This window comes from Streptomyces sp. NBC_01092, assembly GCF_045039535.1.
Lineage (GTDB): Bacteria > Actinomycetota > Actinomycetes > Streptomycetales > Streptomycetaceae > Streptomyces.
In genome coordinates this window covers 7987455-8005602 of the sequence record NZ_CP108659.1, presented here as the reverse complement: position 1 = coordinate 8005602, position 18148 = coordinate 7987455, and the positions used below count along the sequence as shown (strand labels likewise).

Here is an 18148-nt window from a genome sequence, read left to right as displayed (position 1 = left end):
CCTTACGACAGGAAGGCCAGCGCCCATGACCAGGCCACGGACGGTGCGCAGAAAGCGTGCGAACGGCGTGGAGTCGCGGCAGCGCATCCTCGACGCCGCCGTCGAGATCGCGGGTGAACGCGGCTACGAGGGCACGTCGATCGCCGCGGTCAGCGCCAAGTGCGGACTGCCCGCGAGCTCGATCTACTGGCACTTCGAGGGCAAGGACGACCTGATCGCCGCGGTCATCGAGCGCAGCTTCGCGACCTGGCTGACGGCCGTCGAGCTGCCCGGCGAGGAGACCGGCAGCCCGCTGGAGCGGGTGACGGCGATGGCGGCGAACGTGGCGAGGTCGCTGGTCGAGGCGCCGGACTTCCTGCGTCTGGGCCTGATGCTGGCCCTGGAGCGACGCCCGGCCGAGCCGCGGGGGCGGGCCGTGTTCCTCCAGGTCCGCGACATCTCCCGGCAGCGGATCACGGACATGATCCGCGCCCTGTTCCCGTCCCTGGACGAGGACGTCGTCCGGACGCTGACCACCTACGCCATGGCGGGCGCCGACGGCCTGTTCGTGCACCGCGAGATCGGCGGCGACCGCGTCGACCTGATGGCGATGTTCGAGCTGCACGCGCGGCTCGTGTACGAGGCCGCCGTCCGCGCAGCGGAGACAGGGAGCACGGCATGAGCCTCACCTACGTCCAGCGCGAGGAGGCCGGACGGCTGCTGCAGCCGACACCGAGACCGAGACCGTCGTACGCCCACTCCCCCGAGAACGCCGAAGGGCCGCACCCATGACCACCGCACCCCGCCGGATCGACGTCCATCAGCACCTCGTCCCGTCCCTCTACCGCGACGCCCTCGCCGAGGCCGGCATCGTCGAGGCGGGCGGTCGCGCGCTGCCCGGCTGGAGCCCCGAGGCGGCTCTGGAGGCGATGGACCTGCTGGGCACCGAGACGGCGATCCTGTCCGTCTCCACCCCCGGCACCGGCTTCCTCGGCGATCCGGGCGAGGCCGCCGACCTGGCCAGGCGGCTCAACGACTCCTCCGCCGCCCTGTCCGCCGAACACCCGGCCCGCTTCGGCTGGTTCGCCACGCTGCCCATGCCCGACGTCGCCGCGTCGGCGCGGGAGGCCGAGCGGGCGCTGACGGAGCTGGGGGCGGACGGAGTCACCCTGCTCGCCAACAACCAGGGCGTCTACCTGGGCGCCGAGGGGCAGGACGCCCTGTGGCGGGTCCTCGACGAGCACGGTGCCGTCGTCTTCGTCCATCCGGCCGACCTCCCGGCGCCCGCCGTCGAGGGCATCCCGCCGTTCGCCGCGGACTTCCTCCTCGACACCACCCGCGCCGCCTATCTGCTCGTCCGAGGCGGCGTCCCGCGCCGCTACCCGAACATCCGGTTCGTCCTCAGCCACGGCGGCGGATTCCTGCCGTACGCCTCCCACCGCATGGCCGTCGCCCTCGCCGCCGACATCGGGCGCAGTCCGCGCGACATCCTGGAGGACTTCCGGGGCTTCTACTTCGACACCGCGCTGTCCTCCAGCCCGGCCGCCCTGCCCACGCTGCTGGCCTTCGCCCGCCCTGGGCACGTCCTGTTCGGCAGCGACTGGCCGTTCGCGCCGGCCGCGGCGGGGCAGTACTTCGCCAACGGGCTCGACGCCGGCGTCGACCCCGGCACCCTCGCGGCGGTCAACCGCACCAACGCCGAGGCGCTCTTCCCCCGCCTGGCCCAGGTCGCCCCCGCGCCGGCCCCGTCCCGACCGCTCCCGGTACGGCTACGGCAGTCCGCGCAACGGGCCGGTGCCCGCCTCTTCTTCAAGATCGTCCAACCCGGCACCGAATGACCGAATGCCGCTGCCTGGACACTCCGGGTGCTACTCGAAGGCGAGGGCCGGGAACTCGGTGGACTCGTTCAGTTCGGCCCAGACCGTCTTGCCGCGCCGGGCGTGACGGGTACCCCACTGCCCGGCGAGCTGGGCGACCAGCAGCAGGCCGCGCCCGCCCTCGTCGAGGACCCTGGCCCGGCGCAGGTGCGGGGTGGTGCTGCTCGCGTCGGAGACCTCGCACAGGAGGGAGCGGTCATGGATGAGGCGCAGGCTGATCGGGGAACGGCCGTAGCGGATGGCGTTGGTGACCAGTTCGCTGACCACCAGCTCCGCGACGAAGGCATGTTCCTCCAGGCCCCAGTCGGTCAGTTGCCGGGAGACGTCCGCACGGGCCCGGGCGACGACCGCCGGGTCCGACTCCAACTCCCAGGTGACGACCCGGTCGGCCCCGAGCGCCCTGGTGCGGGCGAGGAGCAGGGCGACGTCGTCGTCCGGCCGGGAGGGCAGCAGGGCCTGCAGCACGTTGTCACAGGCCTCTTCCAGGGAGGAGGCCGGCCGGGCGAGGACCTGCCGCAGCGTCGCGAGGCCGGCGTCGATGTCGGGCATGCGCGTGGTGACGACGGGAGTACGCCCGTCGCCGTCGGGGGAGGGAGGCTCACCGTCAGGAACACGCGCGCCGCCCTCAGGTGCGCGCGCCTCGATCAGGCCGTCGGTGCACAGGGCGATCAGGCTGCCCTCGGGCAGGTCGACCTCCACCGTCTCGAACGGCAGCCCGCCCAGGCCGAGCGGCGGGCCGGACGGCAGGTCCAGTAGCTCCGCCCTGCCGTCCCGGACCACCACGGCCGGCGGGACGTGCCCCGCGCGGGCCAGGGTGCAGCGTCGGGTGACGGGGTCGTAGACGGCGTACAGACACGTGGCACCGATGTCTCCGCCGACGTCGGCGTCGGGGTCGGCATCCGGGTCCGAGCACGCTTCGGTGAACAGGCGCATGACGACGTCGTCGAGGTGGGTGAGGAGCTCGTCGGGCGGCAGATCGATGTCGGCGAGGGTGCGTACGGCGGTCCGCAGCCGGCCCATGGTGGCGGCGGCGCGAATGCCGTGACCGACCACGTCACCCACCACGAGGGCCACCCTCGCGCCGGACAGCGGGATGACGTCGTACCAGTCGCCGCCCACCCCGGCGTCGGAACCGGCCGGCAGATAGCGGTAGGCGACGTCGACGGCCGACTGCGGCGGGGCCTGCCGGGGAAGCAGGCTGCGCTGGAGGGTGACGGCGGTGGTGCGGGCGTGGGTGTAGCGGCGGGCGTTGTCGACGGCGATCGCGGCCCGCGCGACGATCTCCTGGGCGAGGAGCAGATCCTCGTCGTCGTAGCGCGCGGTCGTGGCGTTCCGGTGGAACTCGGCGACGCCCAGCGTGGTGCCCCGGGCGCGCAGCGGCACGACCAGGGTCGAGTGGGCCCGCGGGACGCCCGACGCGCTGCCGTCGCGCTGCCGGCTGGGCCGCCCGCTGCTCAGGGCGTTGGCGCACGGCGACCCTTCCGGGCAGGCATGGACCTGCTGCGGCGCGATCGCCGGCTGCGGGCCGGGCCCGCCCGCGGGCCCCTGAGCCATCCGGCGCAGCATCAGCGGGCTCTCCCCCGCGACGTCCCGTCCGGGCAGCACGGCGTCGAGCAGGTCGACGGTGACCAGGTCGGCGAACTGCTCGGTGGCGAAGTCCGCCAGCTCCTGGGTGGTGCGGGCGATGTCCAGGGTGGTGCCGATGCGCATGCTGGCCGCGTTCACCATCGCCGACCGCCACCGCAGCCGCCGGTCCCGCTCCTCCTGGTACGCCGCGACGGCCTGCTCCGACACCCGGTCCACATAGGTCGTCGACATCGCCATCAGCTCCTGCGCTGCCGCGCTGACCTCCCCGGCGTCGTCGCTGAGCCGGGGCATCTCCGCGAGCAGCCGTTCGGTGATGACGCCCTGCCCCAGCCGCAGGGCCCGCAGCATCGCGCTCAGCGGCATGCCGTGCCGGGCCAGTCCCCGCGCGCGCTCCGCGTCGGCGGACGGCAGCTCGATCAGGCTCGGTTCGATGGCGTGCTCAAGCCCGAACAGGGCAGCCTCGATGTGCGCGGCGATGTTGTCGGAGGTCAACCGGGCCACGTCCGGGGCCTCCCACAGCATGGGCAGTTCGCGCCGCAGGCACTGTTCCACGTCGGCTCCGAGCTCGTCCGCTCGCGAGCCGAGCTCGTGCGCCGCGCGCGACACCAGACCGCCGACCGTGGGCTCCACACACTCGACGGTACGCCGCTCTCGCGGACCCCTCAGACCGTACGGCCGTCCCGGCGCCGGTCTCCGTCAGCCCGCCCCGCGCAGGACCCGGGACAGCCCCAGGGCCGCCGTCCGTACGGCGGGCGCCAGCTGGGCGGGGCTGAAGCGGGAGCGCGGCACCGCCACCGAGAGCGCGGCGACCGCGGTGCCGCCTGCGAAGACGGGGGCCGCGATGCAGCTGACGCCGGGGGCGGCTTCCTGTTCCTCGTAGGCGAGGCCGGAGACCCGGGTCTTCTCCAGGGCCATGCGCAGCCGGTCCGGGTCGGTGATCGAGTGGGGCGTCAGGCTCGGCAGCGGCCGGGACAGCACCTGCTCGGTCAGCTCGGCGCCGGAGAACGCCAGCAGGGCCTTGCCGACGCCGGTGCAGGTCAGCGGCAGGCTGCCGCCGATGCGAGAGGGCAGCTGGAGGGCTTCGTGGCCGTGGATGCGCTCCAGGTAGACCACCTCCATGCCCTCGCGGATCCCGAGGTGCACGGTCTCTCGGGTGGCCTCGAACAGGTCCTGGAGGAACGGCAGGGCCGCCTCGCGCAGATCGAGCCGGTGCGGCACCAGCGAGCCGAGCTCGAACAGCTTCGGCCCGAGCCGGTACTGGGCGCCCGAGCGCTCCAGCCAGCCCAGCCGGACCAGGTCCGCCGCCAGCCGGTGCACGGTGGGCTTGGGCAGGCCGGTGTGCTGCGAGAGTTCCGACAGACGGTACGGGCCGCCGCTCGGGCTGAAGCTCTCCAGGATGACGGCGGCCTTGTCCAGCATGCTGCCGCCCGTGCTGTTCCGTGTCACGGAACAAAGGTTGGCCGATCGTGGTGGCGGTGTCTATACCGGTGATGTCCATACCGGTGATGCGGTTCCGGCGCCCCGGTTCCGGCGCCCCGAAGGCCCCTGGCACCCGCGTCCCACACCCCCCATCCCGCACCCCGGAGGTACCCCGTGTCGACCCCACCCGACGGCGTCCGCCCGGACGCCGCCCCACCGGCCGTCGTCAAGGCCGCCGACCTGTTGGCGGAGGCCGCCCGTACCGGGGCCGCCTGCCCTCCGGTGCGTGAGCTGTTCGAGGGGGGCGGTGACCTGGCGACCGCGTACGCCGTGCAGCAGCTGGGCGTGCGGCGCGGCCTGGACGCCGGCCGTCGGATCGTGGGCCGCAAGATCGGCCTGACCTCGGTGGCCGTGCAGCGCCAACTCGGCGTGGACCGGCCCGACTTCGGGGCTCTGTTCGCGGACATGGCGGTGCCGGACGGCGGCGAGGTGGCGGCCGGGCGGCTGCTCCAGCCCAAGGTGGAGGCCGAGGTGGCACTCGTCCTCGGGCGGGATCTGCCGCACCGCACCTGCACGGTCGTCGACGTGCTGCGGGCTGTGGACTTCGCGCTGCCCGCGCTGGAGATCGTGGACAGCCGGGTGCGGGGCTGGGACATCTCCCTGGTCGACACGGTCGCGGACAACGCCTCCTGCGGCCTGTACGTCCTGGGCGCGACCCCCGTACCGCTGACCTCCGTGGACCTGCGGACGGTGACGATGACGATGACCCGGGGCGGCGAGACCGTCTCCGAGGGCACCGGCGCCGACTGTCTCGGCAGTCCCCTCAACGCGGCGGTGTGGCTGGCCTCCGCACTCGCCGAGCGGGGCGATCCACTGCGCGCGGGCGACCTGGTGCTGACCGGTGCGCTCGGCCCGATGGCGCCCGCCGCACCGGGGGAGGACTTCGAGGCCCGTATCTCGGGGCTGGGTTCCGTACGGGTCGGGTTCGCGCGGGAAGGGGGCGGGCTGTGAGCACCAAGGTCGCCATCATCGGATCCGGCAACATCGGAACCGACCTCATGATCAAGGTCCTACGGCTGTCGGAATCGCTGGAGATCGCGGCGATGGCCGGCATCGACCCGGCCTCCGACGGGCTGGCCCGCGCCCGCCGCCTGAAGGTCGCCACGACCCACGAGGGCGTCGAAGGGCTCGTCGCGCTGGACGAGTTCGCCGACGTGGAGATCGTCTTCGACGCCACCTCGGCCGGCGCCCACCGCCACCACGAGGAGGTGCTGCGCCCGCTGGGCCGCACCCTGGTCGACCTCACCCCGGCCGCCCTCGGCCCGTACGTCGTCCCGCCGGTCAACGGCGACGCCCACCTCGGCGCCCCGAACGTCAACATGGTCACCTGCGGCGGCCAGGCCACGATCCCGATCGTCGCCGCCGTGGGCGCCGTCACGCCGGTCCACTACGGCGAGATCGTCGCCTCCATCGCCTCGCGCTCCGCCGGACCCGGTACCCGCGCCAACATCGACGAGTTCACCGAGACGACCTCGTCCGCCATCGAGCGGGTCGGCGGCGCCGCACGCGGCAAGGCGATCATCGTCCTCAACCCGGCCGAACCCCCGCTGATCATGCGGGACACCGTGCACTGCCTGGTCTCCGAGTGCGCGACCGAGGCGGTCACCGCGGCCGTCGAGGAGATGGTCGGGCGGGTGCAGGCGTACGTCCCCGGATACCGGCTGGGGCAGCAGGTGCAGTTCGAGCGGGTGGCGTCCGACGACCCGCTGCGCACCCTGGCGCCCGGCGCGGGCGAGGCGCTGAAGGTCTCCGTCTTCCTGGAGGTCGAGGGCGCCGCGCACTACCTCCCGGCGTACGCCGGGAACCTCGACATCATGACGTCGGCCGCGCTGCGCACCGCGGAACGCATGGCCGCCCTCCCCATCGCCCCGGAGGTGGCCTCGCGATGACCCGTCTGTACGTCCAGGACGTGACCCTGAGGGACGGCATGCACGCCGTCCGGCACCGCTACACCGTCGGCCAGGCCCGTGCGATCGCCGCCGCGCTGGACTCGGCCGGCGTGGCCGCGATCGAGATCGCCCACGGCGACGGCCTGGCCGGCTCCAGCATCAACTACGGCGTCGGCGCCCACACCGACTGGGAGTGGATCGAGGCGGTGGTCGATGCGACGCGGCACGCGGTGCCCACCACCCTGCTGCTTCCCGGCATCGGCACGCTCCACGACCTCCGCCAGGCGCACACCCGGGGCATCCGCTCGGTGCGGGTCGCCACACACTGCACCGAGGCCGACATAGCCGCCCAGCACATAGCCGCCGCGCGGGAGTTGGGCATGGATGTCGCCGGGTTCCTGATGATGTCCCACATGGCCGAACCAGCCGAACTCGCCCGCCAGGCCAAACTGATGGAGTCGTACGGCGCCCAGTGCGTGTACGTCACCGACTCCGGCGGCAGGCTCACCATGGACGGCGTCCGCGACCGCTTCCGCGCCTACCGCGACGTCCTCGACCCGGCGACGGAGCTGGGCATCCACGCCCACCACAACCTGGCACTCGGCGTGGCCAACACCGTCGTCGCCGTGGAGAGCGGTGCGGTTCGGGTGGACGCCTCGCTGGCCGGGCAGGGCGCGGGCGCCGGGAACTGTCCCCTCGAAGCGTTCATCGCGGTCGCGGATCTCATGGGCTGGGACCACATGTGTGATCTGTTCCCCCTGATGGACGCGGCCGACGATCTCGTACGGCCCCTTCAGGACCGCGAGGTGCGGGTGGACCGCGAGACCCTCAGCCTCGGCTACGCGGGCGTGTACTCCAGCTTCCTGCGCCACGCCGAGACGGCCGCCGCCCGCCATGGCCTCGACACCCGCAGCATCCTCGTCGAGGTGGGGAGGCGGCGGATGGTCGGCGGGCAGGAGGACATGATCACGGACATCGCGCTGGACCTGGTCGCGCGTGCGGACGCCGCGCCCTGACCCGGACGCGCCGCGCCCCCCATTGGTCGGGTTCGGCGCGGCGCGCGGTGTGCTGCCTGCGGTGTGCTGCGTGGGTTGTGCTGCGTGCGGCCGGTCGCCGTCACGCCTTCGACAGGGTCAAGCTCTTCTTCAGCACCGCGTGGAAGTGGGGCAGGGGCAGGCCGCCCAGGCCGTCGACGGGGCGCAGTTCCACGATGGTGGCCTCGACCTCCGTCTTGCCGTGCTTGAGGGTCGACGGAGACGGCTTGCTCTTGTTCTCCCAGCGGTGCAGCTTGCCGTCGCACACGGCGAGGGTGCCGCCGATGGAGTACCGGTTGGCGGAGGCCTGCCGGCCGATGGAGGAGCTCACGAACGTGGGTCCTGTGCTGTCGACACACCTGTAGGTGCCGGAGACGGTGACGGTGCCGTCGGCGGCCATCTTGGCCGGGGCGTCGACGGTCACGGACTCGGTCACGGCCTCCTTGACGTCGGCGGTCCGGTCGGAGTCGGCGGGGGCCGAGGGTGCGGCGACCAGCAGGAGCAGCGCGGCGCCGGCGGCGGTGGCGAGAGCGGGGCGCAGGGGCATGGGATGACCTCCCGGTGAGCGGAGTGGGGCCTCCCACTGGTACCCGCCGGGTGCGTCCGGGGACGTGATCGTCACTCCTTCGGTGGCGAGTCCGCCCCGACCTTCGTGGATCGGTCAGAGAGTTGTCCGCGTGTTGTCACGGTTCACAGCGGGCCGTTCCGATGAGTTCGCAGCGGGAGCATGGTCTACCCATATGGACGACCCACACGGCTCGTCCGCCTATGTGGAGGTGCGCCATGTGTTCCCACCAGCCTTCGTGCCCTTCCTCCTCCGCCGACCGCGGCGCCCATGTGGTGGCCGCACACCCCGAGCAGGGCTGGAGCCTGCTGTGCGACGGCGCCATCCTCTTCGACGACAGCGGTGAGCTGCTGCCCGACGGCCGTGTCGTCGCCCCGCACCGGGTACCGAACGTGCGCCTCGCCATGGCGGCGTGAGCACGGCCTACGGCAGCACGGCGAACCCGTCGAGCTCCACCATCGCCTGTTCGTCCCAGAGCCGCACGACCCCGACGACCGCCATCGCCGGATAGTCACGACCCGCCAACCGGCCCCAGATACGGCCGAGTTCGGCGACCTGGGCGCGGTACGCCACGACGTCGGTGACGAAGACGGTGACCCGGGCGAGGTCGGCCGGTGTACCGCCGGCCGCCGCCAGCGCGGTCAGCAGATTGGTGAGCGCCCGCTCGAACTGCTCCGGCAGTGTCTCCCCGACGACCTTGCCGTCGGCGTCGAGCGCGGTCTGCCCGGCCAGGAAGACGACGCGGGAGCCGGTGGCGACGACGGCGTGCGAGAAGCCGGTGGGTGGGGAGAGTTCGGGCGGGTTGACGCGCTCGGTACTCACTGTGCGGCCTCCATGGTCGCGTACAACTCCTTGGCGATGATTCCGCGTTGCACCTCGCTGGCGCCCTCGTAGATACGTGGGGCGCGCACCTCGCGGTAGAGGTGTTCGAGCAGATGGCCGTGGCGCAGGGCACGGGCGCCGTGCAACTGGACCGCGGCGTCGACGACATACTGCGCGGTCTCCGTCGCGAGCAGCTTCGCCATCGCCGCGCGCCCCGGCACGTCGGGGGCCTTCTCGTCGTACGCCGTCGCCGCCGCGTACACCATGAGGCGGGCCGCCTCGGTGCGCAGGGCCATCTCGGCGACCTGGTGGGCGACCGTCTGGAGGTCCCTCAGCTTGCCGCCGAACGCGTCCCGTTCGGCCGTGTGGGCGAGGGTCGCGTCCAGGGCGGCCTGCGCCATGCCGACGGCGAAGGCGCCGACGCTGGGCCGGAAGAGGTTGAGGGTGCCCATAGCGACCCGGAAGCCGCGGTCGGCCTCGCCGAGCATGTCGTCGGCGGTGACGGGGACGGCGTCGAAGGCGAGGGTGCCGATGGGGTGCGGGGACAGCATGTCCAGGCCCGTTCCGGTGAGGCCGGGGCGGTCGGCGGGGACCAGGAAGGCGGTGACGCCACGGGCTCCGGCGTCGGGCGTGGTACGGGCGAAGACGGTGTAGAAGTCGGCCTCGGGGGCGTTGGAGATCCAGCACTTCTCGCCGGTGAGCCGCCAGCGGGCGGGGCCGTCGGGCTCGGCGACCGGCGGCTGCGCCTGCGCTGCGGGGTCCCGCTCCGCGCGCAGTTCCAGTGCCGCCGCGTCCGATCCGGCCCCCGGCTCGCTCAGCGCGAAGGCCGCCACCGCGCTCCCTTCGGCCACCCGGGGCAGCCAGCGCTCCCGCTGGGCCGGGGTGCCGTAGGCGTGGACGGGATGCGCGCCCAGCCCTTGAAGGGCGAGCGCGGTCTCGGCCTCGGTGCAGGCGTATGCGAGGGACTCCCGCATCAGGCACAGGTCGAACGCCCCGGAGGTGAAGAGCCGCTCCAACAGCCCCAGTCGCCCTAGTTCGGCGACGAGGGGGCGGTTGACGTGCCCCGGTTCGCCCTTCTGCGCGAGCGGGCGCAGCCGTTCGGCCGCCAGGGCGCGCAGTTCGGCACACCAGGCGGTCTGTGACGGATCGAGTGAGAATGCGGGCATTGCCGACCTCCTGCGGACCGTCCGCGACGGCCCCTCTCGACGGACCTCCTCGACGAACCCTCTCGACGATATCGCGCACCATTGACTGTCGTCACCAACACGATACGCTCCCTGTGCGAGCCCACCACGACGCCCACACGGCAGCCCACAAGGCAAGGGGGCGAACCGCCATGGCCGGTCTGCACCGCTCCGCCCACGTCGACACCTTCGCCCGCGAGCATCTGCCACCGCCCGACCAGTGGCCCGAGCTCCGTTTCGACCTGCCGGGGCTGAACTACCCCGAACGGCTCAACGCCGCGGCCGAACTGCTCGACGGCCCCGACGACGAGCGGCCCGTGTTCCACACCCCGTCCGGCGACACATGGACGTACGGCACACTGCGGGCCCGCGTCGACCGGCTCGCCCATGTGCTCACCAACCACCTCGGCGTCGTCCCGGGCAACCGGGTGCTGCTGCGCGGCCCGACCACACCGTGGCTCGCCGCCTGCTGGCTGGCGGTACTGAAGGCGGGCGCGGTCGCCGTCACCGTGCTGGCCCAGCAGCGCCCGCACGAGCTGCGCACCATGTGCGAGATAGCCCAGGTGCGGCACGCGCTGTGCGACATCCGTGCCGTGGACGACCTCGCCAAGGCCGAGATACCCGGCCTGCGCATCACGACGTACGGCGGCGACGCCCCCGACGACCTCCTGCGTCGCCCGGCACCCGACACGCCCTACGCCGCCGCCGACACCGCGTCCGACGACGTCGCGCTCATCGCCTTCACCTCGGGTACCACCGGACGGCCCAAGGGCTGCATGCACTTCCACCGGGACGTGCTCGCGATAGCCGACACCTTCTCGGCACATGTGCTGCAACCACATGTGGGCGATGTCTTCGCCGGCAGCCCCCCGCTCGGCTTCACCTTCGGGCTCGGCGGACTCGTCATCTTCCCGATGCGGGCCGGCGCCAGCGCCCTGCTCCTCGAACAGGCCCACCCCAAGCAGCTGTTGCCCGCGATCGCCGAGCACCGGGTGTCGGTGCTGTTCACGGCCCCGACGGCGTACCGCGCGATGCTCGACGAGCTCGACTCGTACGACGTCTCCTCCCTGCGCCGCTGTGTCTCGGCGGGCGAGAACCTGCCCGCCGCCACCTGGCAGGCCTGGCACGAGCGGACCGGGCTGCGTGTCATCAACGGCATCGGCGCCACCGAACTGCTGCACATCTTCATCTCCGCCGCCGACGAGCACATCAGGCCCGGCACGACGGGCGTGCCGGTACCGGGGTGGCACGCGCGCGTGATCGACGGGGACGGCCGGGAGATGCCCGACGGGGAGCCCGGGCTGCTCGCCGTGCGCGGGCCCGTCGGCTGCCGCTATCTCACCGACCCGCGGCAACGCGACTACGTGCGCCACGGCTGGAACATCACCGGTGACACCTACGTCCGGGAGAGTGACGGCTACTTCCGTTACGTCGCCCGCGCGGACGACATGATCATCTCGGCCGGTTACAACATCGCGGGCCCGGAGGTCGAGGAGGCCCTGCTGCGCCACCCGGACGTGCTGGAGACGGCGGTGGTGGGGCGCCCCGACGAGGCGCGCGGCCAGGTCGTGGTGGCATACGCGGTGCTCAGGGAGGGTGCGCGACGGGACGCCGAGGCCCTGCGCGCTTTCGTCAAGGCCGAGTTGGCGCCGTACAAGTCCCCGCGCGAGATCGTGTTCCTGGACGCGCTGCCGCGCACCGCGACCGGCAAGCTCCAGCGGTTCCGGCTGCGGAACGGCGATGACCCTCGGGGTGACCGGCAGTGATCCGTACGACCTAAGATGATCAACGTGTCCGACCAGCATGCACCACGGTCTCTCATCGTCACGCTCTACGGCGCCTACGGCCGCCACATGCCCGGCCCCGTGCCGGTCGCGGAGCTGATCAGACTGCTGGCCGCGATCGGCGTGGACGCCCCTTCCGTGCGTTCGTCGGTGTCCCGGCTGAAACGGCGCGGGCTGCTGCTGCCGGCCCGGACGGCGCAGGGCGCGGCGGGGTACGAACTCTCGCCGGACGCCCGCCAGTTGCTCGACGACGGCGACCGGCGCATCTACACCACCGGGCCGCCCGACGACGAGGGCTGGGTGCTCGCGGTGTTCTCGGTCCCGGAGTCGGAGCGGCAGAAGCGGCACGTGCTGCGCTCCCGACTGGCCGGGCTCGGCTTCGGCACGGCGGCTCCGGGCGTGTGGATCGCGCCGGCGCGGCTGTACGAGGAGGCGCGGCACACCCTTCAGCGGCTGCGCCTGGAGGAGTACGTCGACTTCTTCCGCGGCGAGCACCTCGGCTTCACGCCGACCGTCGAGGCCGTGGCCCGCTGGTGGGACCTGGCCGCGATCGCCAAGGAGCACGACGCGTTCCTGGACCGGCACGCGCGCGTGCTGCACGCCTGGGAGCGGCAGGGCGACACCCCGCCGGAGGAGGCGTACCGCGACTACCTCCTCGCCCTGGACTCCTGGCGCCACCTCCCCTACACCGACCCCGGGCTGCCCGCCCGGCTGCTGCCCGCGGACTGGCCGGGCGCGCGCTCGGCCGCCGTCTTCCGGGGACTGCACGAGCGACTGCGGGACGCGGGAGCGACCTACGCCGGCCTGTGACCTCGGGCACACCCTGCGCCACTAACGGAACCCTCAGCTTTCTCTGCGCCTCCTCTCAAGTTTCTTACCTAGCGTCCATCGGGTCGTCCACAGGTAAGGAACGAGGACTGTTGCGCATGACCACCACGCCACGAACCCGGGGAGCCACGGTCTGGCTGACGGGGCTGCCGAGCGCGGGCAAGACCACGATCGCCCGCCTGCTCGGCGCCCGTCTGAAGACCGAGGGACACCGCGTGGAGGTCCTCGACGGCGACGAGATCCGGCGTTTCCTCTCCGCGGGCCTGGGCTTCTCACGGGAGGACCGCCACACCAACGTGCAGCGCATCGGCCTGGTCTCGGAGGTGCTCGCGCGCAACGGCGTGCTGTCCGTCGTCCCGGTCATCGCCCCGTACGCCGACAGCCGCGAGGCCGTCCGCAAACGGCACGACGCGAGCAGGACGCCGTACATCGAGGTGCATGTGGCGACCCCGGTCGAGGTGTGCAGCGAGCGGGACGTGAAGGGGCTGTACGCCCGCCAGGCCACCGGCCGGCTGATCGGACTCACCGGCGTCGACGACCCGTACGAGCCGCCGCAGGACCCGTCACTCGTCCTGCCCACCCAGCGCCAGACGCCCCAGGAGTCCGCGGACGCCGTGTACGCCGTGCTGGCGGAGCGGGGGCTGGTGTGAAGGCGTTCGCTCTTTCCCACCTGGACGCGTTGGAGTCCGAGGCGGTGCACATCTTCCGTGAGGTCGCCGGCGAGTTCGAGCGGCCGGTGATCCTTTTCTCCGGCGGCAAGGACTCCATCGTCATGCTGCACCTGGCGCTGAAGGCGTTCGCCCCGGCGGCGATCCCCTTCTCGCTGCTGCATGTGGACACCGGACACAACTTCCCCGAGGTCATCGATTACCGCGACCGTGTGGTGGCCGCACATGGCCTCCGCCTCCATGTGGCCTCCGTACAGGACTACATCGACCGCGGTGTGCTCCGCGAACGCCCCGACGGCACCCGCAACCCCCTCCAGACCCTCCCGCTCACCGAGAAGATCCAGGCCGAGAAGTTCGACGCCGTCTTCGGCGGCGGACGCCGCGACGAGGAGAAGGCACGCGCCAAGGAGCGGGTGTTCAGCCTCCGCGACGAGTTCTCGCAGTGGGACCCGCGCCGGCAGCGGCCCGAGCTGTGGAACCTCTACAACGGCCGCCACGCCCCCGGCGAACACGTCCGCGTGTTCCCGCTGTCCAACTGGACCGAACTGGACGTCTGGCAGTACATGGGCCGCGAACACATAGCGCTGCCGAACATCTACTTCGCCCATCGGCGCGAGGTGTTCCAGCGCGGCGGCATGTGGCTGACGGCCGGCGACTGGGGCGGGCCCCGCGAGCACGAGGTCGTCGAGAAGCGGCAGGTCCGCTATCGCACCGTCGGCGACATGTCCTGCACGGGCGCGGTGGACTCCGACGCCGACACCATCGAGAAGGTGATCACCGAGATCGCCGCGTCCCGGCTCACCGAGCGCGGCGCGACCCGTGCCGACGACAAGATGTCCGAGGCCGCGATGGAAGACCGCAAGCGCGAGGGGTACTTCTAGGCATGAGCACGACCATCGACACCCTGCGTTTCGCGACGGCCGGTTCGGTCGACGACGGCAAGTCCACCCTGGTGGGCCGGCTGCTGCACGACTCCAAGTCGATCCTCACCGACCAGCTGGAGGCCGTCGAACGCGCCTCCGCGAGCCGCGGCCAGGACGCCCCCGACCTCGCCCTGCTCACCGACGGCCTGCGGGCCGAGCGCGAACAGGGCATCACGATCGACGTGGCCTACCGCTACTTCGCCACCCCGCGCCGCCGGTTCATCCTCGCCGACACCCCCGGCCACGTGCAGTACACCCGCAACATGGTCACCGGCGCCTCCACAGCCGAACTGACGGTGATCCTGGTCGACGCCCGCAACGGCGTCGTCGAGCAGACCCGCCGGCACGCGGCGATCGCAGCGCTGCTGCGCGTCCCGCACGTCGTCCTCGCCGTCAACAAGATGGACCTGGTCGGGTACGAGGAGAAGCAGTTCGACCGCATCGTCGAGGACTTCGCGGGCCACGCCGCCGCGCTGGGCCTGCCGGGCTTCACCTCGATCCCGGTCTCGGCGCTGGCCGGCGACAACGTCGTGGAGCGCTCGGCCCACATGGACTGGTACCCCGGCCCGGCGCTCCTGGAAGTCCTGGAGAACGTCCCGGTCGGCGCCGATCCGGCGGACGCCCCCGCCCGCTTCCCCGTCCAGTACGTCATCCGGCACGGCGAAATCCGCCACTACGCAGGTCAGTTGGCGTCGGGAGCGCTCCGGGTCGGCGACCGTGTCACCGTCCACCCGTCGGGCGAGACGTCCGAGATCACCGGGATCGACGTACTCGGCAGGGACGTCGCGAAGGCCCACGCGCCGCAGTCGATCAGCGTGCGCCTCGCCGACCAGCGGGACGTCTCACGCGGCGACATGATCACCGCGGGTGTCGACGTCCCGGCGCTCACGCAGGTGGTGCGGGCGGCGGTCTGCCATCTCGCCGACCGGCCGCTGAGGGTCGGGGACCGCGTGCTGGTCCGGCACACGACACGGACCGTGAAGGGAACCGTCGAGGACCTGGCCGGGGACGCCGAGCTGACCGCGAACGACCTCGGCCGGATCGCCCTGCGCACCGCAGAGCCACTGGCACTCGACGACTACGCCGTCTCCCGGCGCACAGGCGCGTTCCTCCTGATCGACCCGGCGGACGGGGCGACGCTGACCGCGGGGATGGTCGAGTTGTAGCCCCGCACGCGGCGCACACCCTGGGCGTACGCCCTCAAGTCCCGAGCGTCAGGCGGGGCTTGGGGGCGTCCGTGCGTCCCGTCTGCGGGCGGCGGCTGCCCGCCCGGTACGGGGCCGGCCAGGCGACGCCCGGACCGTCGTAGTCCTGCTCGGCCGCCGCGTGCAGTGTCCAGTGCGGGTCGTAGAGGTGGGGGCGGGCCAGCGCGCACAGGTCCGTACGGCCCGCCAGGATCAGGGAGTTGACGTCGTCCCAGGACGAGATGGCGCCGACCGCGATCACCGGCAGGCCGGTGCGGTGGCGGATCCGGTCCGCGTACGGCGTCTGGTACGACCGCCCGAACTCCGGCCGCTCGTCGGCCACGACCTGCCCGGTCGACACGTCGATCGCGTCGGCGCCGTGTGCGGCGAAGGCGCGGGCGATCTCCACGGCGTCCTCGGCGCTCGTGCCGCCGTCGGCCCAGTCGGTGGCGGAGATCCGGACCGTCATGGGCCGTTCCTCGGGCCATACGCTGCGTACGGCGTCGAAGACTTCGAGCGGGAAGCGGAGTCGCTTCTCCAGGGAGCCGCCGTAGGCGTCCGTGCGGAGGTTGGTGAGCGGGGAGAGGAAGCCGGAGAGCAGATAGCCGTGCGCGCAGTGCAGTTCGAGCAGGTCGAAGCCGGCCCGGGCGGCGCGCCAGGCGGCTGCCGTGAACTGCTCGCGGATGTCGGTGAGTTGGGAGCGGCTGAGCTCACGCGGGGTCTGGCTGTCCGGCTTGTAGGGGATGGGGGACGCGGCCACGAGCGGCCAGTTGCCCTCCTCCAGCGGCTCGTCCATGCCCTCCCACATGAGCTTGGTCGAGCCCTTGCGGCCGCTGTGGCCGAGCTGCACGCCGATGGCGGTGCCGGGGGCCTGGGCGTGCACGAACTGCACGACGCGCTTCCAGGACTCGGCCTGCCGGCCGGTGTAGAGGCCGGTGCAGCCGGGGGTGATGCGCCCCTCGGGGCTGACGCACACCATCTCGGTCATCACCAGGCCGGCGCCGCCGAGGGCGCGGGAGCCGAGGTGGACGAGATGGAAGTCGCCGGGGACGCCGTCCGTGGCCGAGTACATGTCCATCGGGGACACGACGACCCGGTTGCGCAGGGTGAGGCCGCGCAGCCGGAACGGGGTGAACATCGGGGGCGTGCCGGACGGGCAGCCGAAGTCGCGCTCGACGGCCTCGGTGAAGCGGGCGTCGCGCAGGCGCAGGTTGTCGTGGGTGACGCGGCGGCTGCGGGTGAGCAGGTTGAACGCGAACTGGTGGGACGGCTGGTCGAGGTAGAGGCCGAGGTTCTCGAACCACTCCAGGCTGGCGCGGGCGGCGCGCTGGGTGGAGGCGACGACCGGTTTGCGCTCCTCCTCGTACGCCGCCAACGCCTGCTCCAAGGAGGGCTGTTCCTCCAGGCAGGCGGCGAGGGCGAGGGCGTCCTCGACGGCCAGCTTGGTGCCGGAGCCGATGGAGAAGTGGGCGGTGTGGGCGGCGTCGCCGAGCAGGACGATGTTGCCGTGCGACCAGCGCTCGTTGACGACCGTGCGGAACGTCGTCCAGGCCGACTTGTTGGACTTCAGCGGTCGCCCGCCGAGCGCGTCCGCGAAGATCTTGGCGCAGCGCTCGACGGACTCCTGCTCGTCGAGTTCCGCGAACCCGGCCGTCTGCCAGACCTCTTCGTGCATCTCGACGATCACGGTGGAGGCATCGGCCGCGTACGGGTAGCCGTGCAGTTGCATCACGCCGTGCTCGGTCTCGGCGATCTCGAAGCGGAAGGCGTCGAAGGCGAAGTCCGCGGCCAGCCAGATGTAACGGCAGTGGTGGGTGGCCACATGGGGGCGGAACACATGGGAGTGGGCCTCGCGTGTGGTGCTGTGCACACCGTCCGCGGCGACGACCAAGTCGTATGTGTCCGCGAGCCGGGCCGGGTCCGGGACCTCGGAGCGGAAGCGGAGTTCCACGCCGAGATCGTGGCAGCGGTCGTGCAGGATCTCCAGGAGGCGTTTCCTGCCGAGGGCCGCGAAGCCGTGTCCTCCGGAGGTTTGGCGGGTTCCTCGGTGGACGATGTCGATGTCGTCCCAGCGGGTGAAGTGTTTCTGCAGGGCGGTGTAGACGACCGGGTCGGCGTGTTCGATGCCGCCCAGGGTTTCGTCGGAGAGGACCACGCCGAAGCCGAAGGTGTCGTCGGGGGCGTTGCGTTCCCAGACGGTGACTTCGCGGGACGGGTCGAGGCGTTTGAGCAACGCCGCCGCGTAGAGCCCTCCGGGGCCGCCGCCGATGATCGCGACTCGTAGGGGGTGGCTGGGCATCGTCGGCGGCTGCGGGTTCGTTGTGGCTGGTCGCGCCCACGCGGCG

At 72.3% G+C, this 18148-nt stretch carries 17 protein-coding genes; 11 read left to right on the top strand and 6 right to left on the bottom strand.

The genetic code is table 11. The features are described from left to right. Nucleotides 1-25: 25 nt before the first annotated feature. The gene (locus tag OG254_RS36385; RefSeq protein WP_405590444.1) at nucleotides 26-661 is read left to right on the top strand and encodes a TetR family transcriptional regulator; all 636 of its coding nucleotides are present in this window, start codon (nucleotides 26-28) and stop codon (nucleotides 659-661) included. 106 nt (nucleotides 662-767) lie between these two features. Next, nucleotides 768-1817, top strand: coding sequence for an amidohydrolase family protein (locus OG254_RS36380; RefSeq protein ID WP_405590441.1), 1050 nt, complete (start codon nucleotides 768-770; stop codon nucleotides 1815-1817). A 30-nt stretch (nucleotides 1818-1847) separates the two neighbouring features. Here the strand turns inward: OG254_RS36380 and OG254_RS36375 are convergent, their stop codons facing one another. Both OG254_RS36375 and OG254_RS36370 read right to left on the bottom strand, forming a co-directional pair. After that, nucleotides 1848-4073 carry a SpoIIE family protein phosphatase gene (locus tag OG254_RS36375; protein WP_405590438.1) on the bottom strand — a complete coding sequence of 742 codons (2226 nt, stop codon included), beginning with the start codon at nucleotides 4071-4073 and terminating at the stop codon, nucleotides 1848-1850. Nucleotides 4074-4139: 66 nt separating this feature from the next. After that, complete coding sequence (locus OG254_RS36370) at nucleotides 4140-4862, bottom strand: IclR family transcriptional regulator (protein WP_405595386.1); 723 nt, start codon at nucleotides 4860-4862, stop codon at nucleotides 4140-4142. Between the two features lie 174 nt (nucleotides 4863-5036). Here OG254_RS36370 and OG254_RS36365 point away from each other — a divergent pair, with 174 nt between their 5' ends. From OG254_RS36365 to dmpG, 3 genes are read left to right on the top strand one after another with little or no spacing between them, the layout of a single operon-like run. Continuing rightward, nucleotides 5037-5873: a 2-keto-4-pentenoate hydratase gene (locus OG254_RS36365; RefSeq protein ID WP_405590435.1), complete on the top strand. Its 837-nt coding sequence runs from the start codon at nucleotides 5037-5039 to the stop codon at nucleotides 5871-5873. Further along, the gene (locus OG254_RS36360) at nucleotides 5870-6811 is read left to right on the top strand and encodes an acetaldehyde dehydrogenase (acetylating) (protein WP_405590432.1); all 942 of its coding nucleotides are present in this window, start codon (nucleotides 5870-5872) and stop codon (nucleotides 6809-6811) included. Before OG254_RS36365 ends, OG254_RS36360 begins: the two co-directional genes overlap by 4 nt. Beyond that, entirely contained in the window at nucleotides 6808-7827 is a 1020-nt protein-coding gene (gene dmpG, locus OG254_RS36355; protein ID WP_405590429.1) for a 4-hydroxy-2-oxovalerate aldolase, read from the top strand. The genes OG254_RS36360 and dmpG overlap by 4 nt, the downstream gene beginning before the upstream one ends. Before the next feature lie 100 nt (nucleotides 7828-7927). Here the strand turns inward: dmpG and OG254_RS36350 are convergent, their stop codons facing one another. Next, a complete protein-coding gene (locus OG254_RS36350; protein WP_405590426.1) occupies nucleotides 7928-8392 on the bottom strand; it encodes a DUF6299 family protein in 465 nt (154 codons plus the stop codon). Between the two features lie 236 nt (nucleotides 8393-8628). On the opposite strand from OG254_RS36350, the gene OG254_RS36345 reads away from it, so the two are divergent. Continuing rightward, nucleotides 8629-8826, top strand: coding sequence for a DUF5999 family protein (locus OG254_RS36345; RefSeq protein WP_405590423.1), 198 nt, complete (start codon nucleotides 8629-8631; stop codon nucleotides 8824-8826). A 7-nt stretch (nucleotides 8827-8833) separates the two neighbouring features. On the opposite strand, the gene OG254_RS36340 is transcribed toward OG254_RS36345, so the two are convergent. Next, the gene (locus OG254_RS36340) at nucleotides 8834-9232 is read right to left on the bottom strand and encodes a RidA family protein (protein WP_405590419.1); all 399 of its coding nucleotides are present in this window, start codon (nucleotides 9230-9232) and stop codon (nucleotides 8834-8836) included. After that, nucleotides 9229-10398, bottom strand: a complete 1170-nt coding sequence (locus tag OG254_RS36335; RefSeq protein ID WP_405590416.1) for an acyl-CoA dehydrogenase family protein — start codon at nucleotides 10396-10398, stop codon at nucleotides 9229-9231. The genes OG254_RS36340 and OG254_RS36335 overlap by 4 nt, the downstream gene beginning before the upstream one ends. A 170-nt stretch (nucleotides 10399-10568) precedes the next feature. On the opposite strand from OG254_RS36335, the gene OG254_RS36330 reads away from it, so the two are divergent. The 5 genes from OG254_RS36330 to OG254_RS36310 all read left to right on the top strand — a co-directional run bounded on the left by OG254_RS36330 (nucleotide 10569) and on the right by OG254_RS36310 (nucleotide 15785). After that, a complete protein-coding gene (locus tag OG254_RS36330; RefSeq protein WP_405590413.1) occupies nucleotides 10569-12182 on the top strand; it encodes an AMP-binding protein in 1614 nt (537 codons plus the stop codon). Nucleotides 12183-12197: 15 nt separating this feature from the next. Beyond that, nucleotides 12198-13010 carry a PaaX family transcriptional regulator C-terminal domain-containing protein gene (locus tag OG254_RS36325; protein WP_405590410.1) on the top strand — a complete coding sequence of 271 codons (813 nt, stop codon included), beginning with the start codon at nucleotides 12198-12200 and terminating at the stop codon, nucleotides 13008-13010. A gap of 116 nt (nucleotides 13011-13126) precedes the next feature. Then, nucleotides 13127-13678, top strand: coding sequence for an adenylyl-sulfate kinase (cysC, locus tag OG254_RS36320; protein ID WP_405590407.1), 552 nt, complete (start codon nucleotides 13127-13129; stop codon nucleotides 13676-13678). Then, a complete protein-coding gene (gene cysD / locus OG254_RS36315) occupies nucleotides 13675-14577 on the top strand; it encodes a sulfate adenylyltransferase subunit CysD (protein ID WP_405590404.1) in 903 nt (300 codons plus the stop codon). The genes cysC and cysD overlap by 4 nt, the downstream gene beginning before the upstream one ends. 2 nt (nucleotides 14578-14579) lie before the next feature. Continuing rightward, nucleotides 14580-15785, top strand: coding sequence for a sulfate adenylyltransferase subunit 1 (locus OG254_RS36310; RefSeq protein ID WP_405590401.1), 1206 nt, complete (start codon nucleotides 14580-14582; stop codon nucleotides 15783-15785). A gap of 34 nt (nucleotides 15786-15819) precedes the next feature. On the opposite strand, the gene OG254_RS36305 is transcribed toward OG254_RS36310, so the two are convergent. Further along, nucleotides 15820-18102 carry a bifunctional salicylyl-CoA 5-hydroxylase/oxidoreductase gene (locus OG254_RS36305; RefSeq protein WP_405590399.1) on the bottom strand — a complete coding sequence of 761 codons (2283 nt, stop codon included), beginning with the start codon at nucleotides 18100-18102 and terminating at the stop codon, nucleotides 15820-15822. Nucleotides 18103-18148: the final 46 nt, after the last annotated feature.